The sequence below is a fragment of the Micromonospora sp. WMMD980 genome, from assembly GCF_029626035.1.
Lineage (GTDB): Bacteria > Actinomycetota > Actinomycetes > Mycobacteriales > Micromonosporaceae > Micromonospora.
In genome coordinates this window covers 3397043-3421816 of record NZ_JARUBE010000003.1, presented here as the reverse complement: position 1 = coordinate 3421816, position 24774 = coordinate 3397043, and the positions used below count along the sequence as shown (strand labels likewise).

General features: G+C 73.1%; 19 protein-coding genes. 13 read left to right on the top strand and 6 right to left on the bottom strand.

What is annotated here, in order from left to right:
- Positions 1 to 12: 12 nt before the first annotated feature.
- Entirely contained in the window at positions 13 to 1344 is a 1332-nt protein-coding gene (locus O7618_RS15990) for an ABC transporter substrate-binding protein (protein ID WP_278106885.1), read from the bottom strand.
- A gap of 228 nt (positions 1345 to 1572) precedes the next feature.
- Here O7618_RS15990 and O7618_RS15985 point away from each other — a divergent pair, with 228 nt between their 5' ends.
- Together O7618_RS15985 and O7618_RS15980 are read left to right on the top strand one after the other, a co-directional pair.
- Positions 1573 to 3582, top strand: a complete 2010-nt coding sequence (locus O7618_RS15985) for a beta-galactosidase (protein ID WP_278106884.1) — start codon at positions 1573 to 1575, stop codon at positions 3580 to 3582.
- Between the two features lie 36 nt (positions 3583 to 3618).
- Positions 3619 to 4395: a DeoR/GlpR family DNA-binding transcription regulator gene (locus O7618_RS15980; RefSeq protein ID WP_278106883.1), complete on the top strand. Its 777-nt coding sequence runs from the start codon at positions 3619 to 3621 to the stop codon at positions 4393 to 4395.
- A 1-nt stretch (position 4396) separates the two neighbouring features.
- Here the strand turns inward: O7618_RS15980 and O7618_RS15975 are convergent, their stop codons facing one another.
- Complete coding sequence (locus O7618_RS15975; protein ID WP_091068445.1) at positions 4397 to 4588, bottom strand: hypothetical protein; 192 nt, start codon at positions 4586 to 4588, stop codon at positions 4397 to 4399.
- Positions 4589 to 5136: 548 nt separating this feature from the next.
- On the opposite strand from O7618_RS15975, the gene O7618_RS15970 reads away from it, so the two are divergent.
- The 8 genes from O7618_RS15970 to O7618_RS15935 all read left to right on the top strand — a co-directional run bounded on the left by O7618_RS15970 (position 5137) and on the right by O7618_RS15935 (position 16104).
- Positions 5137 to 6009, top strand: a complete 873-nt coding sequence (locus tag O7618_RS15970) for a helix-turn-helix transcriptional regulator (RefSeq protein WP_278110028.1) — start codon at positions 5137 to 5139, stop codon at positions 6007 to 6009.
- Positions 6006 to 6227 carry a DUF397 domain-containing protein gene (locus O7618_RS15965; protein WP_278106882.1) on the top strand — a complete coding sequence of 74 codons (222 nt, stop codon included), beginning with the start codon at positions 6006 to 6008 and terminating at the stop codon, positions 6225 to 6227. Before O7618_RS15970 ends, O7618_RS15965 begins: the two co-directional genes overlap by 4 nt.
- Before the next feature lie 478 nt (positions 6228 to 6705).
- A complete protein-coding gene (locus O7618_RS15960; RefSeq protein ID WP_278106881.1) occupies positions 6706 to 7770 on the top strand; it encodes a hypothetical protein in 1065 nt (354 codons plus the stop codon).
- Positions 7719 to 8618 carry an acyltransferase domain-containing protein gene (locus O7618_RS15955; protein ID WP_347405377.1) on the top strand — a complete coding sequence of 300 codons (900 nt, stop codon included), beginning with the start codon at positions 7719 to 7721 and terminating at the stop codon, positions 8616 to 8618. The genes O7618_RS15960 and O7618_RS15955 overlap by 52 nt, the downstream gene beginning before the upstream one ends.
- An 8-nt stretch (positions 8619 to 8626) precedes the next feature.
- On the top strand, positions 8627 to 12217 hold the full coding sequence (locus O7618_RS15950) for a type I polyketide synthase (protein ID WP_278106879.1): 3591 nt from the start codon (positions 8627 to 8629) through the stop codon (positions 12215 to 12217).
- Between the two features lie 23 nt (positions 12218 to 12240).
- Positions 12241 to 13584 carry an MATE family efflux transporter gene (locus O7618_RS15945; protein WP_278106878.1) on the top strand — a complete coding sequence of 448 codons (1344 nt, stop codon included), beginning with the start codon at positions 12241 to 12243 and terminating at the stop codon, positions 13582 to 13584.
- A gap of 30 nt (positions 13585 to 13614) precedes the next feature.
- Positions 13615 to 15033 (top strand): condensation domain-containing protein, encoded by a 1419-nt coding sequence (locus tag O7618_RS15940; RefSeq protein ID WP_278106877.1) that lies wholly within the window; start codon positions 13615 to 13617, stop codon positions 15031 to 15033.
- 102 nt (positions 15034 to 15135) lie between these two features.
- Positions 15136 to 16104: a sporulation protein gene (locus O7618_RS15935; RefSeq protein WP_278106876.1), complete on the top strand. Its 969-nt coding sequence runs from the start codon at positions 15136 to 15138 to the stop codon at positions 16102 to 16104.
- Between the two features lie 66 nt (positions 16105 to 16170).
- On the opposite strand, the gene O7618_RS15930 is transcribed toward O7618_RS15935, so the two are convergent.
- Complete coding sequence (locus O7618_RS15930; protein ID WP_246412087.1) at positions 16171 to 16548, bottom strand: hypothetical protein; 378 nt, start codon at positions 16546 to 16548, stop codon at positions 16171 to 16173.
- 277 nt (positions 16549 to 16825) lie between these two features.
- Between O7618_RS15930 and O7618_RS15925 the strand changes: the two genes are divergently transcribed.
- On the top strand, positions 16826 to 17236 hold the full coding sequence (locus O7618_RS15925) for a hypothetical protein (RefSeq protein WP_278106875.1): 411 nt from the start codon (positions 16826 to 16828) through the stop codon (positions 17234 to 17236).
- 58 nt (positions 17237 to 17294) lie between these two features.
- On the opposite strand, the gene O7618_RS15920 is transcribed toward O7618_RS15925, so the two are convergent.
- Together O7618_RS15920 and O7618_RS15915 are read right to left on the bottom strand one after the other, a co-directional pair.
- Positions 17295 to 19511, bottom strand: a complete 2217-nt coding sequence (locus O7618_RS15920) for an AAA family ATPase (RefSeq protein ID WP_278110027.1) — start codon at positions 19509 to 19511, stop codon at positions 17295 to 17297.
- A gap of 240 nt (positions 19512 to 19751) precedes the next feature.
- Positions 19752 to 20900 (bottom strand): sigma-E factor regulatory protein RseB domain-containing protein, encoded by a 1149-nt coding sequence (locus O7618_RS15915; RefSeq protein WP_278106874.1) that lies wholly within the window; start codon positions 20898 to 20900, stop codon positions 19752 to 19754.
- A 95-nt stretch (positions 20901 to 20995) separates the two neighbouring features.
- Here O7618_RS15915 and O7618_RS15910 point away from each other — a divergent pair, with 95 nt between their 5' ends.
- Positions 20996 to 21652, top strand: a complete 657-nt coding sequence (locus O7618_RS15910) for a response regulator transcription factor (protein ID WP_091067902.1) — start codon at positions 20996 to 20998, stop codon at positions 21650 to 21652.
- Positions 21649 to 23097, top strand: coding sequence for a HAMP domain-containing sensor histidine kinase (locus O7618_RS15905; RefSeq protein ID WP_278106873.1), 1449 nt, complete (start codon positions 21649 to 21651; stop codon positions 23095 to 23097). Before O7618_RS15910 ends, O7618_RS15905 begins: the two co-directional genes overlap by 4 nt.
- A 4-nt stretch (positions 23098 to 23101) precedes the next feature.
- On the opposite strand, the gene O7618_RS15900 is transcribed toward O7618_RS15905, so the two are convergent.
- On the bottom strand, positions 23102 to 24763 hold the full coding sequence (locus tag O7618_RS15900; RefSeq protein WP_278106872.1) for a tetratricopeptide repeat protein: 1662 nt from the start codon (positions 24761 to 24763) through the stop codon (positions 23102 to 23104).
- Positions 24764 to 24774 lie beyond the last annotated feature (11 nt).

The following is a 24774-nucleotide window of genomic DNA, read 5'->3' as shown; positions in this document are numbered from 1 at the left end:
CCCCTTCCGCCGTCAGCTGGTGAAGATCGACTTCTTCTGGTTCTCGACGCTGGTGAGCATCCCGCTGATGTCCTTGGGGTTCTTGATGAACTGCTGGAGCGCCGGGATCATCACGGTCGAGGCGAAGTCCGGCCGGGTGTCCCGGTCGAGGAACTGCGCGATCTCGGTGGCCGAGCCGACCAGTTCGGCGGCCTTCTTCTGCAGCGCGGTATAGCCGGCGGTGTCCGCCCCGCTGTTGGCGACCAGCGTGCTCGGGTCGTTCTTGACCGTGACGTTCGCGGCGTCCTTCGAGCCCAGGTAGGTCAGCAGCTTCTCCGCCGCGTCCTTGGACTTGGGCTTGCGGGCCATCATGTAGCCGTCGATCGGCGCGTCCAGGGCCTTCGCCCCGATCGTGGAGTCGACCTCCGGGAACGTGAAGAAGTCGAGGTCCTCCAGGTCGGCGCCGCTGAACTGCTGGCCGACAAAGAGGCCGAGCAGGTACATGCCGCTCTTCTTCTGCTGCAACGACTGGGCGGCCTCCTGCCAGGTGCGGCCCAGCGAGTCCGGCTGGTGTAGGGGGAGCAGGCCGGCCCAGGTGTCGAAGACCTTCTTCACCTTGTCGGAGGTCCACGCCTCCTTGCCGGCCATCAGGTCGACGTGGAACTGGTAGCCGTTGATCCGCAGGTTGAGGATGTCGAACGTGCCCATCGCCGGCCAGCCGTCCTTGTCGGCGAACGCGATCGGGGTCAGCCCGTCCTTCTTCATCTGCGCGCCGAGCGTGTTGAGCTGGTCCAGCGTGGTGGGCACCTGGTAGCCGCGCTGCTGCCAGACGGACTTGCGGTAGAAGACCGCCCACGGGTAGTACGACGCCGGCACGAAGTACTGCTTGCCGTCGTCCCCGGTGGACGCCTTCTTGAACGCGTCGGAGTAGCCGTCGAGCTTGCCCCAGACGTCGCTGAGGTCGCCGGCCAGGCCCTTGGCCGCGAAGAACCGCATCCGGTAGCCGGCGAACCAGGTGAACACGTCGTCCGGTTTGCCTTGGAGATAGTTGTTGATGTTTTCCTGGAACGTGTTGTGGTCGACGGTGTTGATGTCGACGGTCACCCCGGACGATGTCTTGAAGCCGTCCATCACCTTGGCGACGACGTCCTTGGGCTTCGGGTCCGACTGGTTCGAGCCGAGCGAGACGCTCTTCGCGTCGCCGCCGGAGTCGGAGTCGGAGTCGCCGCAGCCGGCGAGCGCGCCGGTGCCGAGCAGCGCGCCCGCGCCGGCCGCGCCGGCGAGTAGCGAGCGCCGGTTCAGGCCGGCGACGGACGGGGGTACGAGTCGGGCGAGGTACTCGGCCTGGGAGCGGGGACGGGACATTGCGCCTCCTGCGTGGAGAGGTGTGCTACGAGATCCACCGAGAATCCACACGTCCGAACAGAAATAGCCGGTGGCGGTTGAAGCTACCCCTTGGTTCGGCGCTGTCAAGAGGGTGAATGGGCGGCGATGGTCGGGTTGAGGCAGGGAAAAGAGTCGGTAAGCGTTGTAACGATTGTCGATGTTGGAAAGTGTTGACTTGGTTGCCCGACGGGGGCACCCTCTGCTCTCATGCGGAACTGGCACGGCGAGGGAATCTTCTACGGCGCCGACTACAACCCCGAGCAGTGGCCCGAGCAGGTCTGGGCCGAGGACGTCGAGCTGATGCGTCGCGCCGGGGTCAACCTGGTCTCCGTCGGCATCTTCTCCTGGGCCCTGCTGGAGCCGACCCCCGGCGACTACGAGTTCGGCTGGCTGGACCGGGCGCTCGACCTGCTGCACCACGGCGGGATCGGCGTCGACCTGGCCACCGCCACCGCCAGCCCGCCCCCGTGGCTGGCCCGCCGGCACCCGGAGACGCTGCCCCGCCGCGCCGACGGCACCGTGCTGTGGCCCGGCGGCCGGCAGGCGTACTGCCCCAGCTCGCCGGTCTTCCGGGACCGCTCACTCGCCCTGGTCGAGGCGGTTGCGCGGCGGTACGCCACCCACCCGGCGGTGGTGCTCTGGCACGTCTCCAACGAGCTGGGCTGCCACAACGTGCACTGCTACTGCGACGTCAGCGCCGAGGCGTTCCGGCGTTGGCTGCGCGAGCGCTACCGCGACCTGGACACGCTCAACACCGCCTGGGGCACCGCGTTCTGGAGCCAGCGCTACCACGACTGGGCCGAGGTGAACCCACCGCGCGCCGCGCCGACCTTCGCCAACCCGACGCAGCAGCTCGACTTCCTGCGCTTCTCCTCCGACGAGCAGCGTGCCCAGCTCCGCGCCGAGCGGGAGGTGCTCACCCGCCTCGTCACCCAGCCGATCACCACCAACTTCATGGTCGGCACCGGCATCAAGCACATGGACTACCACTCCTGGGCCGCCGACGTGGACGTGGTCGCCAACGACCACTACCTGAACGCCGCCCACCCGCATCCCGAGGTCGACCTCGCGTTCGCCGCCGACCACACCCGCGGCGTCGCCCGCGGCGCGCCCTGGCTGCTGATGGAGCACTCCACAAGCGCGGTCAACTGGCAGCCGCGCAACGTGGCCAAGACACCCGGGCAGATGCGCCGCAACAGTTTCGCGCACGTGGCGCGCGGCGCCGACGGGGTGCTCTTCTTCCAGTGGCGTGCCTCCCGCGCCGGCGCGGAGAAGTTCCACTCCGCGCTGGTGCCGCACGCCGGGCCGGAGACCAAGGTGTTCCGCGAGGTCTGCCGGCTCGGCGCCGACCTGCGGGCGCTGGCCGAGGTACGCGGCAGCCGCGTGGCCGCCCACGTCGCCCTGCTCTTCGACTACGAGGCGTGGTGGGGCACGGAACTCGACTCCCACCCCAGCGTCGACGTCACGTACCCCGACCGGACGACCGCGTTGCACGGCGCGCTCTGGCGAGCCGGCGTCACCGCCGACGTGGTGCACCCGACGACCGACCTGTCCGGCTACCGGCTCGTCCTCGTGCCCACGCTCTACCTGACCCGCGACGCCGACGCCGCCGCGCTGCGCGAGTTCGTCGACGCCGGCGGCACCGCGCTGGTGACCTACTTCAGCGGCATCGTCGACGAGCACGACCACATCCGGCTCGGCGGCTACCCCGGCGCGTTCCGCGACCTGCTCGGCGTCCGCACCGAGGAGTTCTTCCCGCTGCGCGCCGGCGAGACGGTACGCCTCGACGACGGCTCCCACGCCGACGTGTGGACGGAATGGCTGCACGCCGAGGGGGCCGACGTGCTGGCCGCGTACGCCGACGGGCCGCTGCCCGGTGTGCCCGCGCTGACCCGCAACGTCGTGGGCGCGGGCGCCGCCTGGTATGTCGGCGCCCGGCTCGACGACGCGGCGACCGACGCGCTGGTGGCCCGGCTGCTCGCCGAGGCCGGCGTGCGCCCGGCGGTGCCCGCGCCGGCCGGGGTGGAGGTGGTCCGCCGCCGCTCGGCGGAGCGGAGCTGGCTGTTCGTGGTCAACCACACCGGCGAGCCGGCCCGCCTGCCGGTCACCGGCGTCGAACTGCTCACCGGCGCGCGGTGCGACGGCGAGTTGACGGTGCCGCCCGGCGAGGTGGCGGTGGTCCGCGAGGAACCCGCACCCGGGCCCGCGACCCCCTGACCGGTACCCTGCCGCTCGCGTGCCGAGGAGGTCCCCATGCTCGCCCAGCAACGGCAGAGCGCCATCCTGGAGCTGATCCGCCAGCGCGGCGGCGTCCGGGTCAGCCACCTGGTGAGCCGCTTCGGCGTGTCGGACATGACCATCCGGCGGGACCTGGAGGTGCTCGCCGACCGCGGGCTGATCGACAAGGTGCACGGCGGCGCGACGCTTGCCGGCCCCGGCTCGACCGAGGAACCCGGCTTCGCCGCCAAGTCGGTGCGGCAGCGGGCGGAGAAACAGGCCATCGTGGAGCGGGCCGCCGGCCTCGTCGAGCCGGGCATGGCCGTCGCGCTCTCCGCCGGCACCACCACCGCGGCGTTGGCCGCCCGGCTCGCCGAGGTACGCGGGCTGACCGTGGTCACCAACTCGATCCCGGTCGCCGACGCGCTCTACCAGAACCCGCGACCCGACCAGACCGTGGTGCTGACCGGCGGGATCCGCACCCCGTCCGACGCGCTGACCGGTCCGGTCGCCGAGGCGGCCATCGCCGCGCTCAACGTGGACCTGCTCTTCCTCGGCGTGCACGGGATGAGCCGGCGCACCGGTTTCACCACCCCGAACCTGCTGGAGGCGGCGGTGAACCGCCGGCTGATCGGCGCGGCCCGCCGCCTGGTGGTGCTCGCCGACCACACCAAGTGGGAGACCATCGGCATCGCCACCATCGCCCCGCTGGGCGAGGCCGACGTGCTGGTCACCGACGCCGGCCTACCCGCCGAGGCGCGCCGGGAACTCGGTGAGCAGGTGGGTGAGCTGGTCGTCGTCGACGTCGGCTGACTCACCCGGTGTCGGGCTCGCACGGCCCGTCGTGGTCGGCCGCCCGCAGGCACCGGCGGCGATCCGGCATGACCAGGTCACAGAAGACCCAGCGTCGTACGTGCTGGGCGTCCTCGGCGGAGACGGTGGTGCCGGCGACCTCCAGCCCGGGGACCGCCGCCAGTGAACGGGCCAACGTGTACGCGAAGCGCATCGCCTGGTCCGTCCCGACGACGGTGATCGGCAGGTGCACGACGTGCCGGCGCGGCGCGTCGTCGGGTTCGGCGAACGCCTCGACCACGGCGCGGGGGAGCGGCGCGAACACCACGTCGCGATCGGGGCTCACGGCTGCCGCCGGTGCGCGCTCTGCCACTCGCGCAGCGCCGCCCGCCCGGCGACCGCAGCCTCGATCGGCGGGTACGGCGCACCGGGCTGCCGGTGAATCGGTGATGTCGAGCAGGTCGGGGTCGCGCGCGCCCGGGTCTGCGTGGTAGGTATTCAGGCAAGTCGGTCGGAGCCGGAATGCGCGTGTGGCGCGGCTCCAGGTAGAGGCCCGACGAGAGCCGGTATGCGGTTGCCGCCCGCGAGGCCGTCCCTCGTCACCTTCTCGGCTGGTGGCACAGCCGCGGTTACTGCGCTTGCACCGGGCGTCCCCGGGGGCCGGTGATCACCTTCACCCGAAGACCACATTTCCAGTGGCTTCGGGATTGGTGCAACGACACCAACGGATTCCTTTCTCAACGGGTGCCCGGAGAGGTGAGCATGGCGGCAAGACGAGAAGCGTTCGTCCGCACGTTGCGAGCGCAGTGGCTCGGCCAGCAGATGCGCGAGCTGCGGGAGCGGCGAGGTCTGACCCTGAAGTACGTCGCGCGATTCCTGGAGCGGGATTTCTCGTCGCTGGCTCGGTACGAGCGAGCCGAGTGGCCGTTCCGCCGGGATCTCGTGGTGGAACTGCTGGACCTATACGGCGTCTATGACGAGCGGGAGCGTGACCGTCTCGTCCAACTCGCCCAAGACGCCTGGCGCGTCGATCGCTGGGAGAACGAATTCGGCCAGACGGTCTACGACACGTCCTTCATCGACTTCCCGTGGTTGGAGTCGAAGGCCGAGCAGATCTGCACCTATGCCGCACTGCTGATTCCCGGGCTTCTGCAGACCAGGGATTACGCCGAGGCGGTCATCCGGAACGCCGAACCGAGTTCCACGAGCGAGGTCCAGATCCGCAAGTGGGTCCAGCTCCGAATGGATCGGCAACGGTTGCTCGACGGACCGTCGTTGACCAGGTTGGCCGTGATCATCGAGGAGGCGGCACTCAGACGACCGGTGATGAGCCGGTCAGTTATGGCGGGCCAGCTCACGCACCTTGTCGATGCGACCCGCCGGCCGGCAGGCGAGATTCGGGTCCTCCCGCCCTCGCTCGGGCTGCACGCCGGGTTGGATGGCACATTCTGGCTCTTCAAGATGCCGTATCCGTACCCGGACGTGGCACACACGGAGACGCTGGGCGGTCGGCTGTTCATGGAATCGGACAAGGCCCAGAGATACGTCCGCGCGTACAATCGCCTCCGGGAGGCCGCACTCAGCGTGAGTGAGTCGGCGAGACTGATCGCAGCGGTCGCAGAGGAGCTGTCATGAGCGAGACCCTGCCGGACGTCGCGTGGCATGTCAGCACCAGGAGCCCTGACAACGGCGGGAACTGCGTCGAGGCGGGCCCCGTCCTCGACGGGTCCGGCCGGGTGGCGGTGCGCGACAGCAAGGCGCGGGCGGCCGCGACGATCGTCTACCCGGCCGCCGGCTGGACCGCCTTCGTCGACGCCGTCAAGACCGGCGAGTTCGACCTCCCCGCGGCTTGAGGAGACCTTGGTACGAGATGGCCCACTCAAGGGCGCTTTCGTACCAAGATCTACCTGTCTCATGATCACATCTCACCATGCCCGCGTTGATGAACGGTGTCAGCTGCGTTAATTCCGTGTGGGGTGGCTGCGCGTACCTCAATCAGCGGGACAAATGGTACCTGCCTGGCAATTCTTTTGCGGGCAGTCGAGCGCGAGTGGACTGAGCTGCGCAAACTCGGGAATTGCGCGGAGCGCTATTGACGCTGCGCGATGGTTCGCATACTGTTCGCGGTGTCCCGCCCGCCACCTGCGAAGAAGCAGCGTCCACATCGGACGTTAGGTGGGTCCTCATGCCGCAACATTGAGGTCACGGGCACGTTCGAATTGCGTGACAACACCCCGATCCGCAAGGAGATCCTTGGAAACGCTCGCCTCGCCCCGGCGTGTACTGGCCCTTTTCGACGGAATAGGTGGACACCAGGGAAATCTGCTCGCCATGCTCGGTGCGCGATTCGCGGAACCGGAGAACGCGCCGTTCCTCGACCGCATGTTCCGTACCCTCGACGCGCTGGTGGAGCACCTCGGCCCGACGCCCGGTCCGACGCCGCCCACCGGGGCCCGGCTCCGGCGCTGGCTGGCCGCGCCCGGCGCCGCGCCCCCCGGGGCGACCGACGACTCGGTCGCCGCCGGGGTCTGCGTCCACCTGATGCAACTGTGCGACCTGCAACCGCGGCGGACGGCGCTGGACGGCGTCGCCGCCGTTCTCGGGCACAGCATCGGCCTCCAGGCGGCGATCGTCGCCGGTCTGCGACCGAAACGGACTGACGACTTCCTCAAGCTGGCCGAGACCTCGCTCCGGCTGGTCGCGCTCAGTCTCGTCCGCGCCCACCAGGTGACCGCCGGGCCGCCCGACCTGGCCGACGTGCCGGGGCCGCCACACCCGGCGGGCCCGCCCGGCGTGGCCGCTCCGGCGCGGGGCGGGGGCGAGTCCGGCTCGCGGCCGGCGCCGATGGCGGTGGTCAGCGGGCTGTCCCGGGACGACCTCGCGACCCTGGTCGAGCGCTACCGGCGGGAGAGCCGGCGGCCCGTCTCGGTGAGCCTGGTCAACACGCCGACGACGGGCGTGCTCAGCGGGCGCACCGACGACCTGCTGCACTTCCGGGCCCACCACGAGCCGGTGTTCCGCGACGGCGCGGTCCGCTGGACGTTCCTCGCCAACACCGTGCCGTTCCACAGCCCGCATCTCGCGCCGGCCGCCGAGCAGGTGCGCCGCGAGCGGGACTTCGTCGGCGCGCTGCCACCCGCCGCGGCGCTGCGGATCCCGGTGTACGCGGCCGACGCCCCCCGCACGCTGCCCCCCGGCGCCGACCTGGTCGACGAGTTCCTCGACCAGGTGCTGGTCCGCCCGGTCGACTGGGCGACCGCCAGCCTCCACGCCGTCACCGACGCCGGCATCACCACGGTGCTGGACTGCGGCCCGGGCCCCGGAGCCCGGCGCTTCACCCGCGAGTGCCTCGGCGCCCGCGCCCGCGAGCTGCGCTTCACCTCGATCCGACGCTGAAAGGACACCCCGTGCACTGTCTACTCTTCCCAGGTCAGGGCGTGCAGCGCAGAGGGATGGGCGCCGACCTGTTCGGCAGGTACCCGCAGGAGACCGCGACGGCCGACGAGATCCTCGGCTGGTCGATCGAGGAACTGTGCACCCGCGACCCGCACCGGCGACTGCGCGACACCCGCTACGCCCAGCCCGCCGTCTTCTTCGTCAACGCGCTGCTGGCGCGGCAGCTGACCGGCGAGCGGCACTACCACTACTTCGCGGGGCACAGCCTCGGCGAGTACAACGCGCTGGTCGCTGCCGGGGTGCTCGATCTCGCCGCCGCGCTGCGGCTGGTCGACCGGCGGGCCGAGCTGATGGCCGAGGTGACCGGCGGAGGCATGTCCGCGGTCCAGGGCCTGCCGGTGTCCTTCGTCCGGCGCGCGTTGACCGAGACCGGCCTGCCCCGGGTATTCCTGGCCAACCTCAACGCCGACACCCAGAACACCATCGCCGGGGACCGCGCCGAGCTGGCGGTGGCGGCCAAGGCGATCGGCGCGCTGCCCGGCGCGCGGGTCGTGCCGCTCAACGTCAGCGGGCCGTTCCACACGCCGCTGATGGCCCCGGCCGCCGAGCGGTTCCGGGCCGCGTTGGCCGACTGCGCGTTCGCCACCCCGCACACCCCGGTGGTCTCCAGCGTCACCGGTGACGTCCTCGACCCGGCGCAGGCCGCCGACCTGCTGGCCCGGCAACTCTGGACGCCCGTGGAGTGGGTGCGGGCGGTCACCACGCTCCGCGCGGCCGGTGTAACCGAGTTCGACGAGGTCAACGGCAAGACCCTGAGCGCATTCCTGACCCGCATCGCGGAGAGGTGAGTCACCGCATGGACACGGACATCGCCGTCGTCGGCCTCTCGGTCGAGGTTCCCGGCGCCACCGACCTGGACGGCTTCTGGCAGATCGTCAGCTCGGGCGCGAGCCTCACCCGGCCGTTCCCCGCCGACCGCCGCGAGAAGCTACGTGAGTACATCAGCTATCTGCGGGCCACCAGCATCGAACCGGTGCCCGACCCCGACATCGACTATCACCACGGCTGCTTCCTCGACGAGGTCGACACCTTCGACCACACCGTCTTCGGGATGAACCCGCGCCAGGCCACGCTCACCGATCCGCACCACCGCATGGTGATGCGCGCGATGTTCCTCGCGCTGGAGGACGCCGGCTACGGTTTCGACCGGCTGCGCGGCAGCCGGACCGGGGTGTTCGTCGGGTTCGCGGTCAACCCCGGATCCACCTACCTGGACTACATCTGCCGCGTCGACCCGAACAACGGCCAGCAGGCCATCACCGGCAACATTCCGGCGATGCTGGCGAACCGGCTGTCCCACCTGCTCGACCTGCGCGGCCCGAGCCTGGTGGTGGACACCGCCTGCTCGGCCACCCTGGTCGCGGTGCACCAGGCCAAGAACGCGCTGCTCGCCGGCGACTGCGACATGGCCGTGGTCGGCGGCGCGCGGATCGTCTTCTCCCCGGTCAAGCACCCGCACTCGAACATCGGCATCGAGTCGTCCGACGGGGTCACCCGCACCTTCGACGAGGCCGCCGACGGCACCGGCTTCGGCGAGGGGTCCGGATCCGTCGTCCTCAAGCGGATGGCGGAGGCGCTCGCGGACGGCGACCGGATCTACGCCGTGCTCAAGGGCAGCGCGGTCAACCACGACGGCAACACCGAGGGGATCACCAACCCCGACTCCGACTCGCAGGCCGACCTGCTCGACGCCGCCTGGCGCAACGCCCGCGTCGACCCCCGCACGCTGGGCTACCTGGAGGCCCACGGCACCGCCACCCGGGTGGGGGACCCGATCGAGCACGAGGGGATGAAGCGGGCGTTCGCCCGGCACACCACCGATCGGGGCTTCTGCGCGGTCGGCACGGTCAAGGCCAACGTGGGGCACCTTTTCGAGGGCTCCGGCGTGCTCGGCATGATCAAGGCCATCGCGGTGCTGCGCAACCGGATGATCCCGCCGCAGGCCAACTTCAAGAACCCCAACCCGAAGCTCGACTTCGCCGCCGGGCCGCTCTACGTCTCCACCAGCCTGCGACCGTGGGAGTCGCCCGACGGCCCGCGCCGGTGCGGGGTCAGCGCCTTCGGCCTCGGCGGCACCAACGCCCACGTCGTCCTGGAGGAGTACGTCGCGCCGCCGGCACCAGCCCCCGACGGCGCGGGCCCCCAACTGTTCACGCTCAGCGCGGCCACGCTGAAGTCGCTGGTGCGCCTCGGCGAGAGCTACGTGCGGTTCATCGACGCCGCCGGGTTCGACGGCGTCGACATCGCCGACATCTGTCACACCAGCCAGGTCTCGCGCAGCAGCCACCGGCACCGGGCCGCGTTCGTCGTGCGTGACGTCGCCGACCTGCGCCGGCAACTGGTCGCCTCGCTGGCCGACGGCGCGACGCCACCGCCGGCCGGGCCGCTCGGCGACGAGGCCCGCCGCTATCTGGCCGGCGCGCCGGTGGACTGGCGCCGGCTGTCGCCCGGCCCCCGCCGGATCGTCCGCCTTCCCGGGTACGTCTTCGACACCGTCCCCGCGTGGGTGCAGTTCCCGGACACCTGGCGCGACCAACTGTCCCTCGGCACCGCCGACGAGGAGCAACCGGTCACCCACGACACGGTCTTCGCGCCCGCGCCCGCCCCGGCGGACCCGGTGGCCGGGGCCCGTGTGCTGGCCCTGGTCGACCCGGACACCGACGCCGGGGCGCTGCTCGCCGCGACCGGCCTGGCCGACCTGCGCGTGCTGCGCCTGGGCGAGCCGGTACGCCCCGACGGCGCGCCCTTCGACGCCCGCTCGGCCGACTCCCACGCCGAGATCGCCGACCTGGTCGGCGCGGCCGGGATCACGCACCTGGTGCACGCGCTCGGCTTCGACGCCACGCCCGCCCGCGACGGCGGCGAACTGGACCGGCGCACCGCCAAGAACCTGGGCAGCCTCTTCCACCTCACCCGGGCGCTGATGGCCGCCGGCGCGAAGCTGGAGCTGACCGTGCTCACCCGCCGCGCGGTGTGCGCAAACGACGGCGAACCCGACGTGGTGGTGGAGAACGGGGCGCTCGTCGGCTTCGGCAAGGTCGTCGGTCGCGAATACCCGTACCTCGGGGTCACCCACCTGGACGTCGACGCGGCGGCGCCGGCCGACGCGGTCCGGGCGGAGATCCTCTCCCCGGAACGCGGGGTGTTCCTGCTCCGCGCCGACCGGCGCCTGCACGAGGTCTTCGTGGAGGTGCCGCAGGTCGACACCGACGGGCCGCAGGTCTACCTGAAGCCGGGCGGCACCTACCTGGTCACCGGCGGCACCGGCGCGCTCGGCCTGGCCGTCGCCCGGTCCTTCGCCGCCCGGCAACCCGGGGTGAACCTGGTGCTGCTCAGCCGCTCCGGGCTGCCGCCGCGCGCGCAGTGGCCGGACCTGCTCGCCGCGCCCGGTGGCGACGCCCGGGCGGCCCGGATCCGGGCGGTCCGGGAGCTGGCGGACCTCGGCGCCCAGGTGCGGGTGGTGGCCGCCGACGCCGGCGACCCGGCCGCCCTGGCCGGCGCGCTGGCCGGTGTGCGCGCCGAGTTCGGCCGCGTCGACGGCGTCGTGCACGCCGCCGGGCTGCCCGGCGGCAGCACCGTCATGTTCCGCGAGCCGGCCGACTTCGACGCCGTGGTCCGGGCGAAGCTGCACGCCGCGTTCCACCTGGAGGAGTCGACCCGCGACGACCCGCCGGACTTCGTCGTGCACTTCTCGTCGGTGGCCTCGGTGTTCCCCGCCCCCGGCCAGGCCGACTACGCGGCGGCCAACTACTACCTGGACAACGTCGCCCGGGCGCGGGCCGGCGGGCCGACCCACGTGCTCGCCCTGGACTGGGTCGCGTGGAAGGAGATCGGCATGGCCGTCGACCACGGCACCAGCGGCGACACCATGTTCCGGGCCCTACCGACCGCGACCGCGCTGGAGATCCTCGACGCCGGCCTGCGTTCCGGGCGGTCCCGGCTGTTCGCCGGGGAACTGCACTACCGGGGCGAGCTGATCCACCTGCTGCGCTCCTACGACGTACGGCTGGCCCCGGAGATCGACGCGAAGGTCGAACACGAGATGCAGGCGCTGGAGCAGCGACTCAGCCAAGCCGCCGAGAAGATCCGGGCCAGCGTGGACGCGGTGGCGGTGGAGCTGACGGGGCGGCCGGACGGCGACCACACCGACGTCGAGCGCTCGGTGGCGCAGTGCCTGGCCCTCGCGTTCGGCTATCCCACGCTCGACGTCGAGGCGGACTTCTTCGACCTGGGCGGCGACTCCATCATGGCCGCCTCGGTGGCCAACACGATCGCGGTCCGCCACGGCGTGACCTACGACGTGGCGGACCTGCTCGCCGACCGCACCGTCGCCGAGATCGCCTACCACGTCGAGGACCTGGTCGCGTTCGCGGCCGACACCGCCTGAATCCACACCGATCGGAGGACGGCATGTCGGACATGACCGCCGGGCCGGCGCTGCGGCGCATCGTCGGCTTCGCCCTGCCGCTGACCGCAGCCAACCTGCTGCAACAGGGCTACCTGCTGGTCGACAGCATCGTCGTCGGTCGCTACGTGGGCGTCGAGGGGCTGGCCGTGGTGGGCGCCTGCGGGCCCCTGTTCTATCTGCTCAACGCCATGTTCATCGGGCTGGGCACGGCGTTCACCATCCGGCTGGCCCACCTGACCGGCGGGCAGCAGGTCGACCGCCGGCGCGACGTGGTGGCCGCCCTGGCGCTGCTCACCGTCGTCTGGTCGGCCGGCTGCGTGGTCCTGGCCACGCTGCTGGTCGACCCGGCGCTGGCGGTGATGGGCATCGACGGGCAACTCGCCGCCGACTCGGCCCGTTTCTTCTCCACCCTGGCGATCGGCTTCCCGGGGATCTTCGGCACCGCCGCGGTCAGCGCCTACTTCCGGGGGCTGGGCGACTCCCGGTCCGCCATGTGGGTGCAGGGCATCGGCAGCATCACCAACGTCGTGCTGGTGTGGGTCTTCGTCGCCGTGCTGGGCGGGGGAGTGGCCGGCGCGGCGCTCGCCACCGGTGTGGCCAGCACCGCCGCCCTGGTGGTCGGTCTGGTCTGGGCCGCCCGCGCCCATCCCGTCCGCCGACGCGGCCCGCGCCCGGCGGTGCGCCGCGAACTCGTCGACGCCGCCCGGCTGGGCCTGCCCCTGGCCAGCCAGCACATCGTGCTCGCCGTGGGGATCATGGTGCTGGTCGCGATCATCCAGTCGTACGGCGAGGTGGTGCTCGCCGCCTTCACCATCGTCTCCCGGATCGAACTGTTCACCGGCATGCTGTTCCTCGACTTCTCCGGCGCGGTGACCGCGTTCGCCGCGCAGAACCTCGGCGCGGGCGACCTGGCGCGGGCCCGCGACGGGCTGCTGCGCACCATCCGGCTCACCGCCGTGCTGTCGGTGGTCGTCGCCGGCGCGGTGCTGGTGGCCCGGGCCCCGCTCGCCGCCGTCTTCACCGACGATCCGGCGACCCGCGACCTGACCGGACGCTACCTGACGATCATCTATCCGTTCCTGATCCTCTACACCGTCATGGTGGTCGTCCACGGCTATCTCAACGGCTCGGGCCGGACCACCGCGCCGCTGATCTGCACGCTGATCGCCTTCGTCGGGGTGCAGATCCCGTTCGCCTGGCTGCTGAACGGCCCGTTCGGCATCGACGCCGTGATGTGGGCGGTGGTGGCGAGCTGGACCGCCGGACTCACCTACAGCGTGCTGTGCCTGCGCCGGGTCCTGTTCACCCGTCCGGCGCCCGAGCCGGTGCCCGCCACCGTGCCCTGACCCAGTCCACCCTTCTCGTGAGGACACCCGTTGATCACACGTCGCAGCGCCGAGGTCACCTTCCACGCCGGTGTCGACCGGTCCGCCCACCTGACCTGGGGACAGCAGGGCACCTGGGACGTCTTCCGGCAGTGGCTGCCGGAGATGAAGCCGTTCTTCGTGCTGACCCGGTGGCTGCCCGTACCCCTGCTGCTGGAACTGGACGACGTGCTGGCGCAACTCGCCCACCTGCTGGAGCGGCACGAGTCGCTGCGGACGGTGTTCCCGGCCGGCCCGGCCGGCGAGGGCAGCCAGCGCGTGCTCGGCCGGGGATCGGTCCGGGTCGAGGTCCTCGACCGGCCGGACGGCGACCCGGTGAGCTTCGCCGACCTGGTCACCGACGCCGTCCGGCAGGCCGGCACAACGCCGTTCGACCACGAGACCGAGCTGCCGATCCGGTTCACCGTCGCCACCCACGAGGGCGTACCGGTCCTGCTGGTGTTCGCCGTTTCCCACCTGGCCGCCGACCACCTCAGCGCCGACCTGCTCGTCGATGAGCTGACCGACCTGCTGCGGGCGCGGGCCGACGGGGCTGCCGCGCCGCCGGCCCGGCCGGCGACGCAACCTGTCGACCTGGCCGCGTTCGAGCGTTCCCTCGACGGACAGCGGCTCAACGTCGACGCGCTCGCCCATCTGCGCCGACAACTCGCCCGGCTACCGGCCGCGTCCCTGCCGCCCCGGCTCGCCCCGGCCAGCCCCCGGTACTGGCGTGGGGAACTGGCCTCCGCCGCCGCCGCGGCGGCGCTGCGGCTGGCCGCCCGCCGGCTGCGCGCCAGCACCTCGGTCACGCTGCTGGCCATCACCAACGCGCTGGTCCGCACGGTCTGCGCCGGGCCGGTCTATCCGCTCGACATCATGCAGAGCAACCGCGCCGCACCGTCGCTGCGCCACACGGTGACCAGCCTGAACCAGGCCGTCCGCCTCGCCATGGACGTCTCCGGCGACACCTTCGACGACCTGCTCGGCCACGCCCGTACCGCGATGGCGGCCGCGATGCGGCACGCCCGCCACGACGGCCGCGCCGCCGCGCGCGTCGCGGCCGAGGCCCCGCTCGCGGCCGGTGGCCAGTTCAACGACCGCTGGTCGCTGCAACCCCGCCCCGCGGGTGCCTCGCCCGCCGCAGCCGACCTGCCCGGGCTGATCGCGGGGACCACCTTCGACTGGCCGCAGACGGCCGAGGCGGAGGGCATGCCGCTGTACGTGGACGCGAGCGGCCCCGCGGACCGTGTCCACCTGTCGCTGATGGCGGACACCGCGCTGCTCGCCCCCGCCGACATCTGCGGATTCCTGTACGCCGTCGAGCAGGTCGCCGTCGAGCTGGCCGCCGGCGACATCGACCTCCGTCGGGTGACGGAGATCTACGACGGTCACCGGCTCTGCGAGGTGCCGGGCCGGCCGGCGGAGCGATGACCGGGCGCGCCTCTCAGACACTTCTCAGCGACAGCGGTTAGCGTCCCCTCACCAAGCGTCCGACGGTCCATGTCGGAGCGCCGTCCCCCGCGGGAGTGACCGATGGTCTTCAAGAAGATGTTGAGCGCGTTCGGCGTGGGCGGCCCCAGCGTCGACACGGTGCTCGCCAACCCGAACACCCGTCCCGGGCTGGCCCTGGACGGGCACGTCAACCTGGTCGGCGGCGACGCGCCGGCGCGCATCGAGCAGATCAGCGTCGGCCTGGTCACCCGGGTCGAGATCGAGGGCGGCGACACCGAGTACGCCGGCGTCATGGAGTTCCACCGGATGCCGGTCAGCGGCGCGTTCGAGCTGGCCCCGAAGCAGCAGCTCGCCATCCCGATCCAGCTTCCGGTGCCGTGGGAGACCCCGGTCACCGACGTCTACGGCCAGCGGCTGCACGGCATGACGATGGGGCTGCGCACCGAGGTCGCGGTGGCCCGCGCGGTCGACAAGTCCGACCTGGACCAGGTGTCGGTGCACCCGCTGCCGATCCACGAGCGGATCCTCGACGCGTTCCAGGCGCTGGGCTTCCGGTTCAAGCACGCCGACCTGGAGCGCGGCCACATCTACGGCGTGCCGCAGACGCTGCCGTTCTACCAGGAGATCGAGTTCTTCGCGGCCCCGCAGTACGCGCAGACCGTCAGCGAGGTCGAGCTGACGTTCGTGACGAGCCAGCAGGGCGTCGAGGTGATCCTGGAGTGCGACAAGCGCGGCGGCTTCCTCAGCGCCGGGCACGACGTCTTCGGCCGATTCTCCGTCCCGCACAGCGACGCCGCCCGCACCGACTGGACGCCGGTGGTGGACGGCTGGCTACAGGAGACCACGTCCCGCTACGGCGGTCTGCGGGCGCAGGGCTTCGGCGCGCCGGGCCACTACGGCGCGCCGGCGCACCACGGGCGTCGCGGCCCGGGCATGGGCGGCGTGGTCGCGGGCGCCGCGCTGGGCGTGGCCGGTGGCCTGGTCGCCGGCGAGCTGATGGACGACGCCTTCGGCGGCGACGACGACGGCGGGGACTTCGGCGAGGAGTGACGACGCGCGACGACGCCCCCGGGACGGGTCCCGGGGGCGTCGCCGTTGGCGTGTGGCGGCGCGGGGTCAGTGCCGGCCTCGACGCTCCTTGCCGGAGCGGCGCGCGCTGCCCGCCTTGGACAGACCCCGGCTGACCAGGTACGCGCCGGTCAGCGCGGTCAGGTACCACCAGGCCTGGTTCGGGTTGTTGATGTTCAGGCCGTTCGCGGTGGTGCCCTTCCAGAACGCGGCGATCACGACGACCGCGGCGGCCGCGGCGTACACCCAGAACTCCGTGGTCAGGAACGCCTGCTTCGTCTCGGTGCCCGGGCTGGGCATCTGCTCCCGGTGGCCGTCGTGCATCGACGGCATCTGCCGGGTCGACATGTCCTGCATGCTCGACCGGTTCTGGACGTCGGACATCGGCCGGTTCATCGGCCTGGTGGATGCAGCCTGCGTGCTCATCTGGTCCTCCTCAGGATTTGATGAGTCGTTACCTGCACACCCTCGCCCCACTACCGCAGGTCGGCCACGGCACGGTTCGCGCTCTGTGGCGTGGCGTGGGCACCCTCCGTCTACCCGGCCCCCGAGACAAGGTAACCGCAGGACGCCGCCGGTATTCGGGCTCGCACGGTCGACCAGACATTCGACGCATTCAGCCCGAAACGTCGCCGGTTTCAGCCCTCGGCCCTCGGGCACGCCGTACCGACACCCACATCACGAGAGCGGCGAGGTGGTTGACGTGCGTGAGGACGACATGCGGCAGGACGCCGCCCGGCAGGCCGAGCAGCGGATCGCCGGCGGGGTCTACGGCGAGGGCGCGCTCGACGAGGTCACGGTGCCGCCCACCGACGAGCAGCGGGTGATCCAGGAGTCGGATCCGGACGACCCGGCGCACGTGCCGGTGGACCCGAGCGTGCTGCGCGACGGCGGCCCGACCCGAGGGCAGGGCGCGGTGACCACCACCGGCGGGACGGCCGGCCCGGCCAGCGTGCGCCGGGTGGCCCGGCAGCCGGAGCGGCACCCGGACAAGGTGGCCCCGACGACCACCGGCGACGCCACCACCGGCGGCCTGAGCACCCCCGCCGGCGGATCGACAAGTGACGCCTCGGCCAGCGGCGCCCAGGTCGGCAACTTCACCGACGAGGGCTGACCGCTGGTGGTGAGAAGGAGCCCCTTCTCTACCGGAGGCGTTAAGAGGGGGCCCCTCCTTACCTCCGGAGGATGCCGAGGCGCTGGGTGGCGCGGGTGAGCGCCACGTAGAGGTCGCTGTGCCCGCGTGGCGACTCGGCGACGATCCGGTCCGGCTCCACCACCAGCACCGAGTCGAACTCCAGCCCCTTGGCCTGCTCGGTGGTGAGCACCACCACCCGGTTCGCCAGCTCCGGCTGCTCGCCCACCGCGGCCTCCGGCAGCGCGGCGACGACCGCCGCGCCCAGCTCCGCCACCCGCCCGGTCGGGACGATCACCCCGAGCCGGCCGTCGCCCAGCCCGGCCGCCTCCCGGGTCGCCGCCTCGACCAGCTCGGCGACCAGCCGGTCCGCCGGCACGGTGCGGTCCCACGGCGGTACGCCGGTGGCGCGTACCGAGCGGGGCGGGCGCAGCGCCGGGTCGATCTCGGCGAGCACGTCGGCGGCGACCGCCATGATCTCGGCCGGGGTGCGGTAGCTGACGGTCAGCTCCTCCAACCGCCACCGGCCCGCCACGTACGGCGCGAGCGCCTCGCCCCAGGACGGCGTGCCGGCCAGCGCGCCGGTCTGCGCCACGTCCCCCACGATCGTCATCGACCGGCTCGGGCAGCGGCGCATCAGCAGCCGCCACGCCATCGGCGACAGCTCCTGTGCCTCGTCGACGATCACGTGCCCGAACGCCCAGGTGCGGTCCGCGGCGGCGCGTTGGGCGGTGGTGAGCCGGTCCGACTCCTCCTGCCGCTCGGAGAGCCGGGCGGCGTCGATCAGGTCGGTGACGCCGAGGATCTCGCCGCCGTCCGCCTCGTCCTCCACGTCGATCGAGCGGGAGCCGCGCCAGATCTCCAGCACGCCCTCGGCGTACTCGCGTTCCATCGCGCGGATCCGCTCGCGGCGGGCGGCGGCGGCACGTTCGTCCTCGCCCAGCAGCTCGGCGGCCTCGTCCAGCAGCGGCACGTCGGCGGGCGTCCAGCCGCCGGGCTCCCGGTGCAGGGCGGCCCGCTCGTCGTCGGTGAGCATCGGCGCGGCGGTTTCGATCCGCTCCGGCGCGGCGAACAGGTCGGCGAGCAGGCGCTGCGGGGTGAGCACCGGCCACAGCTCGTCCAGCGCGGCCACGATCTCCGGCTCCTCGCGCAGCTCGCGGCGGATCTCCGCCCGGTCGGCCTCGGAGAGCAGGTTCTCGCCGCCGAGCGGGTCGGCGCCGATCCGCTCGGCCACCTGGTCGGCGAGCGCGTGCACCACCTCGACGTCGAACAGCGCCCGGGCCAGGTTGTGCGGTCGGCCGGTGCGGCGGACCCGGTCGCGGGCCGCGCGCACCGTCCCCGGGTCGAGCGTGAGCACCTCCCGCTGCGGCAACTCGATCTCGATCGGCTCGGCCGGCACCCACTGCCTGTCGCGTACCGCCGCGGCGAGCACCTCGGTCAGCACCGCGCGTCCCTTGAGCGCCGCGGTGGTGGCCGGCTCGGCGCGGCGGGCGTGCACGCCGGGGAACAGGTCGGCCTGGGTGCGCAGCAGCACGCCGGTCTCCGCCAGCGCCGGCAGCACCTGGGAGATGTAGCGCAGGAACGTGGCGTTCGGGCCGACCAGCAGCACGCCCCGGGTGGAGAGCTGCTGGCGGTGGGTGTAGAGCAGGTACGCGGCCCGGTGCAGCGCCACCGCGGTCTTGCCGGTGCCCGGCCCGCCCTGCACCACCATCACGCCGGGCAGGTCGGCGCGGATGATCCGGTCCTGCTCGACCTGGATCGTCTCGACGATGTCGCGCATCCGGCCGGTGCGGCCGGCGTTGAGCGCGGCGAGCAGCGACGCCTCGCCGGTGACCTCCTCGTGCGCGGTGGGCGAGGCGGCGGTGATGTCGAGCACCTCGTCGTCGAGCCCGGTCACCTTGCGGTCGTGGGTGCGCAGGTGCCGGCGCCGGCGGACCCCCTGCGGGTTGGCGGCGGTGGCGAGATAGAAGGGGCGGGCGGCGGGTGCGCGCCAGTCCATCAGCAGCGGGTCGTAGTCGCCGGTGGTATCGAAGATGCCGATCCGGCCGATGTAGCGGGTGGCGTCGTCGTCGCCGTCGAGGCGGCCGAAGCAGAGGCCGGACTCGACCGCGGAGTACTGCTCGACCTGGTCCGCGTACATGGCGACGGTGGCGTCGCGCTGCGAGCGCGCCTGCTGGGTGCCGCCGGTGAGGCGCAACTCCTCGTCGAGCCGGCGGGCGGCCTGCTCCCGCATGCCGTCCAGCCGGTCGTAGAGCATCGAGACGTACTCCTGCTCGCGACCGATCTCGTCGTCCTGGCGCAGGTCACCCGACAGGTCGGAGTGCGTTGACAAGCCGTCTCCTCATCGACTAAGATTGCGACAGGAATGGCATTTAAATGCCATTCCTTTTTGTGTCTGAACTGAGAAAGATAGCGCGTCGCCTGCCATTCGACCAAGCCCGGACACGGCTCGGGGCCCGGCCGGCGGACGCCGGCCGGGCCCCGAGCCCGGCGAGATTCAGCCCTTCGCGGCCTGGTAGAGCCGCTCCGGCGTGACCAGACCGGCCACCACCCGGCCGTCGTCGGTCAGCAGCACGCTGAACAACTTGCCGCTGAGCAGCCGGCCGCTGCCCCAGTCGCCGCTGACCTTCGGCAGGTCGCCGAGCACCTTCGCCAGCATGTCGGCGTCCGGCGCGCCCGCGCCGACCTTCGCGCCGTCCGCCTTCGCGCCGCCGACCCCGGCCATGTCGCCGAGCTTGGCGACCACCACGGTGGTCCAGCCGGTGCCGACGGTACGCACGTCCGGGCGCTGCCCGCCGGCCGGGCCGGGCACCCTGCCGTCCTTGCCGAGCGCCTTGCCGGCCGGGCCGGGACGCGCCGCCTCGGTCGTCTCCTCGGTGATCTTCGCGCCGGGCGGCGGGTTGAACCGGAACTGGTCGGCGTCCGGGGTGCGGAAGTCGACCTGGGTGAACGCCACCTCGAACGCCGGCTCGTCCTGCCCGTCGGCGAGCACCTCGAAGCGCAGCGGCACGTGCTCCTTCGCGTCCAGCGCGATCCGCACCTGGTGCACCAGCGACGCCTGGTCGCGCGGCGTGAGCACCAGCTCGTAGGCGTCCCGCCCGGCCACGGTGGCCGACCGGCCGACGGTCACCGCGGTGGTCGGGTCGATCGCGGCCAGCGCCTGCTGCGCGGCGTCGGCCGGGGTGGCCGGCGCGGACGGCAGGTCCTTGCCGTCGGCCGGCAGCCTCCGGTGGACGGCGGTGTTCTCCCGGCTGCGCCAGGTCCAGACGTCGCGCCCGTTGCGCAGCACGTCCTGCTCGCCGAGCGTGTCGACCAGGGCGATCCGCTGCCGGTCCTCGCCGCCGTACCAGACCCGCAGCGTGTGCGTGCCGGTGACCAGGCCGGCCAGCTCGTTGCCGGTGGCCTTGCCGGCCAGCGCGGCGATCGGCGGCAGGCCCAGGTCGGCGCGCTGCACCACGGTGCCGGAGAGCCCGTCCAGGCGGGACGTCCGCAGGTCGTCCAACAGTTGGGCGGCGCTGCGCGGTGGCAGGGCCGGGTCGGCGCCGGCGGCGAACGTGCCGACGGCGGCGCCGCCTCCGATCACGGCGACCCCCGCGGTCACCGGGACCAGCCAGCGCAGCACGGCGCGGTTCTTCATCACGGACATAGTGTGCACCTCCTGCGCTCCATGCTGCGGGACCGTCGCTGTGACGACGCTGAGGAGATCCCCTACGGGTGACCCGGTGGTGGCACCCTGGACCGGTGCGGTTGCTGGTGGTGGAGGACGAGACGCGGCTGGCCGGGGCGCTGCGCCGGGGTCTGTCGGCGGAGGGGTTCGTGGTGGACGTGGCGGCCACCGGCCCGGCCGGGTTGGACGCCGCGCGGCACGGTGACTACGACGCGATGATCCTCGACGTGATGCTGCCCGGCCTCTCCGGCTACGAGGTGGTGCGCCGGTTGCGCGCCGAGCAACGGTGGCTGCCGGTGCTGATGCTCTCGGCCAAGGACGGCGAGTACGACCAGGCCGACGGCCTGGACTGCGGCGCCGACGACTACCTGACGAAGCCCTTCTCGTACGTGGTGCTGCTGGCCCGGCTGCGCGCGTTGCTGCGCCGGGGCGCGCCCCGCCGCCCGGCCGTGCTCACGGTCGGCGACCTGCGCCTGGACCCGGCCCGCCGGCGGGTCACCCGGGCCGACGCCGAGGTGGTGTTGACCAGCCGCGAGTACGCGCTGCTCGACTACCTGATGCGCCGCCCCGGCGAGGTGGTGTCGAAGACCGAGCTGCTGGACCACGTCTGGGACGCGTCGGTGGACACCGCCCCGAACGCGGTCGAGGTCTACGTCGGCTACCTGCGCCGCAAGATCGGCCGGGAACGGTTGGAGACGGTCCGGGGCGCCGGCTACCGGCTGGCCACGTGAGCCGCCCGCGCCTCGGCCTGCGGGCCCGGCTGTTGGCGCTGGGCGTGCTCGGCCTGGTGCTCGGCTTCGGTCTCGGTGGCGCGCTGCTGGTCGGCGCGCTCGGCTGGACGTTGCAGCGCTCGGTCGACGCGGAGGCGTTGCGCACCGCGGACGCGGTCGCGCTGCTCGCCGCCGAGGACGCGTTGCCGGACCCGCTGCCGGTGGCCGGCGGGCAGCTCCGGGTGCAGGTGGTGGACGCGCAGGGGCGGATCCGCGCCGCCTCCATCGACGCGGACCGTCTGGTGCCGATGCTCGGCCCGGGTGAGCTGCGACCCGGCCAGGCGCAGCGGCTGGTGGTGGACGGGCGGCGGGTCGGCATGTCCGGGCCGGTACGGGTGGTGGCCGTGCCGGCCGGCACCGCCGAGGAGCCGCGCACGGTGCTGGTGGCCAAGTCGCTGTCGGACGTGCGGCACAGCCTGCACGTGGTGCGTAACCTGCTGCTGGTCGGCTTTCCGCTGTTGGTGGCCGGGCTGGCGGTGGTGGCCTGGCGGGTGGTGGGCGCGACGCTGCGCCCGGTGGAGGAGCTGCGCAGCGGCGCGGCCGAGATCACCGGTCGGGCCGGGGCGGAACGGCTGCCGGTGCCGGCCGGGCAGGACGAGATCCACCGGCTCGCGGTGACGCTCAACGACATGCTGGACCGGTTGGCGGCGTCCCGGGACCGGCAGCGGGCGTTCGTCGCCGACGCCGCGCACGAGCTGCGCAGCCCGCTGACCAACATGCGTACCGAGCTGGAGGTGGCCCGCCGGCTCGGCGACGACACCGAATGGCCGGCGGTCGCCGACGACCTGCTCGCCGACACCGAGCGGCTGAGCCGCCTGGTCGACGACCTGCTGTTGCTGGCCCGCCTGGACGAGCAGGCGCCGGCGGAACGCAGGCACGGCACCGACGACGGGCGCCGGCCCGCCGTCGACGAGGGGCACCGGGCGCGCCCGACGCCGGTGGGCCCGGTGGAGCTGGGTGAGCTGCTGCGCGAGGTGGCCGGGCGGTATCCGTCGCCGCCGGTGCGGCTGGTGGCGCCGGCCGGCGCGTGGTGGGTCGAGGGGGATCCGGGGGAGCTGCGCCGGGTGCTGGTCAACCTGGTGGAGAACGCGCTGCGGCACGCCGACGCGAGGGTGGAGCTGGCCGTGACCGGGCCGGACGGGGCGTCCCACCTGGTGACGGTGACCGACGACGGGCCGGGCATCCCGGCGGCGGACCGGGAGCGGGTGTTCGCCCGGTTCACCCGGCTGGACGACGCGCGGGCCCGCGACGCCGGCGGCGCCGGCCTCGGCCTGGCCATCGTGCGGGAGCTGGTGCGCCGGGCCGGCGGCACGGTGGAGCTGGCCGACGCGACGCCTGGCGCCGTCGCGCCCGGCCTGCGGGCGACGGTACGGTTGCCCGCGCTCGCCGAGCCGGACCGGGAGTGAGGAGTCAGCGCCGCCGTGTGGTGCAGGCCGGGCCGGTGCGGGCGACCGTGTCGGTGGACCAGACGAGCGCCACGGTGAAGCAGTAGTCGGTGGTGCGGTCGAGCCCGTAGGCGATGTAGTCGGCCGAGCCGGCGGGCAGCGTCTCGAACGTGCGTTGCGGCTGGCCGGCGCGGCCACCGGCGACCACCACCGGGCCCTCCGCTCCCGGCGGGTAGGTCCAGCTCAGCACGATGCTGTCGCGCCGGTCGGTGAGCGTGAACCGCCCCGGCGGGGTGCCCGGGGAGGCGGCCGGCGGCGCACTCGTGGTGGGTCGGGCCGACGCGGGCGGCGGCTTGCTCGACGCCGCGCCGGACGGCGCGGCCGGGGTGTCGCGGTCGCCGTCCACCCGGGACACGCCCGCGATCACCGCGATGGTGCCGAGCAGCAGCGCCACCACCACGCCGAGCACCGCCAGCGGCAGCCACTGCCGCTCCCGCCGGGGCGCGGCGGGCGGGCGGGGAACGTGCACCGGCAGGTAGCGCGACGGCGCCTCCGCCGGTGGGGCCGGCGGGACCCGGCGGACGCCGGCGGGGTCGTCGTCGGCGAGCCCGACCACCGTCGGCGGCAACGCGTCGTCGCCCGGCCGCCAGGGTTGCTCCGCCGGCTCGTTCGGCCGCCAGGGCTGTTCCGCCGGCTCGTTCGGCCGCCAGGGCTGTTCCGCCGGCTCGTCCGGCCGCCAGGGCTGGTCGTCCGGCTCGTCCGGCGGCCACGGGTAGTCGCCGAACGCGTCGCCGTCGGCCTCCGGCGGGGTACGCGGCGTGGGCACGTGGGCGGGGTCGGCGGCGCGGCCGGGTGGATGGTAGAGCGGCGTCTCGACCGGGTCGTCGAGCGCGGGTGGGGAGTAGGGCGGCAGGTCCGGCGGGCCCTCGGTGGGCTCGGGAACCCGGGCGGCGGGCACCACCGGCGCCGGGCGCGCGGGCGGCTCGGGCGGGGCGCAGACGTGGTCCGGGTCGGCGGCGGCCCGGGCCAGGCCGGCGACCTGGACGGCGAGCGGGTCGTCCACGGCCAGGTGCTCGCGGCACAGGTCCTCGGCGAGCGCCAGGTGTTCGTGGGCGTCGGCGTACCGGCCGCAGTCGCGTTCCATCGCGCCGAGCTTGGCCAGCATCTTGATGCCGCTCGGGTGGCCGTCGCCGTAGACCTCGCGGTGCAGCTCCCAGGCGTCGGTGAGGCGGTCGCGGGCCACCTCGCACTGGCCGCGCGCGTATTCCACCGTGGCCAGGTCGGCGTGCGCGGCCAGCACCCGCTGCGACTCCGGCCCGTCGCGGGCGGTCAGCTCGATGATGACGTCGGAGTAGAGCCGGGCGGCGCGGGCGTCGCTGCCGACCCGGTGCAGCACCGCGGCGAGCGTCGCGGCGGCGGTGACGGTGCGCTCGTCGGAGCGGCCGAACAGCCGGGTGGCCGCCGCGTACGCGAACGCGGCCCAACCGCGCGCGGAGTGCGGCTCGCCGAGCGCGACGAGCAGGCGCGCCTGGAGGCCGGCCGCCTCGGCCAGCTCGGGGGAGGCGTTGCCCGGGCGGGGGTCGGCGTCGCTGAGCGCGTCGGCGAGCAGTTGCTGGGCGCCGGTGAGGTCGCCTTCGGACACCAACTGGTGCGCCTGGACGGTCAGGTCAGCGAAACCGGAGGACACGCCCCATCGTG

Excerpts from the sequence above, each read along its gene's own strand:
- O7618_RS15990 (WP_278106885.1), bottom strand. The coding sequence starts at position 1,344 with ATGTCCCGTCCCCGCTCCCAGGCCGAGTACCTCGCCCGACTCGTACCC.
- O7618_RS15985 (WP_278106884.1), top strand. The coding sequence starts at position 1,573 with ATGCGGAACTGGCACGGCGAGGGAATCTTCTACGGCGCCGACTACAAC.
- O7618_RS15980 (WP_278106883.1), top strand. The coding sequence starts at position 3,619 with ATGCTCGCCCAGCAACGGCAGAGCGCCATCCTGGAGCTGATCCGCCAG.
- O7618_RS15975 (WP_091068445.1), bottom strand. The coding sequence starts at position 4,588 with ATGCGCTTCGCGTACACGTTGGCCCGTTCACTGGCGGCGGTCCCCGGG.
- O7618_RS15970 (WP_278110028.1), top strand. The coding sequence starts at position 5,137 with ATGGCGGCAAGACGAGAAGCGTTCGTCCGCACGTTGCGAGCGCAGTGG.
- O7618_RS15965 (WP_278106882.1), top strand. The coding sequence starts at position 6,006 with ATGAGCGAGACCCTGCCGGACGTCGCGTGGCATGTCAGCACCAGGAGC.
- O7618_RS15960 (WP_278106881.1), top strand. The coding sequence starts at position 6,706 with ATGCTCGGTGCGCGATTCGCGGAACCGGAGAACGCGCCGTTCCTCGAC.
- O7618_RS15950 (WP_278106879.1), top strand. The coding sequence starts at position 8,627 with ATGGACACGGACATCGCCGTCGTCGGCCTCTCGGTCGAGGTTCCCGGC.
- O7618_RS15945 (WP_278106878.1), top strand. The coding sequence starts at position 12,241 with ATGTCGGACATGACCGCCGGGCCGGCGCTGCGGCGCATCGTCGGCTTC.
- O7618_RS15935 (WP_278106876.1), top strand. The coding sequence starts at position 15,136 with ATGGTCTTCAAGAAGATGTTGAGCGCGTTCGGCGTGGGCGGCCCCAGC.
- O7618_RS15930 (WP_246412087.1), bottom strand. The coding sequence starts at position 16,548 with ATGAGCACGCAGGCTGCATCCACCAGGCCGATGAACCGGCCGATGTCC.
- O7618_RS15920 (WP_278110027.1), bottom strand. The coding sequence starts at position 19,511 with ATGCTCTACGACCGGCTGGACGGCATGCGGGAGCAGGCCGCCCGCCGG.
- O7618_RS15915 (WP_278106874.1), bottom strand. The coding sequence starts at position 20,900 with ATGTCCGTGATGAAGAACCGCGCCGTGCTGCGCTGGCTGGTCCCGGTG.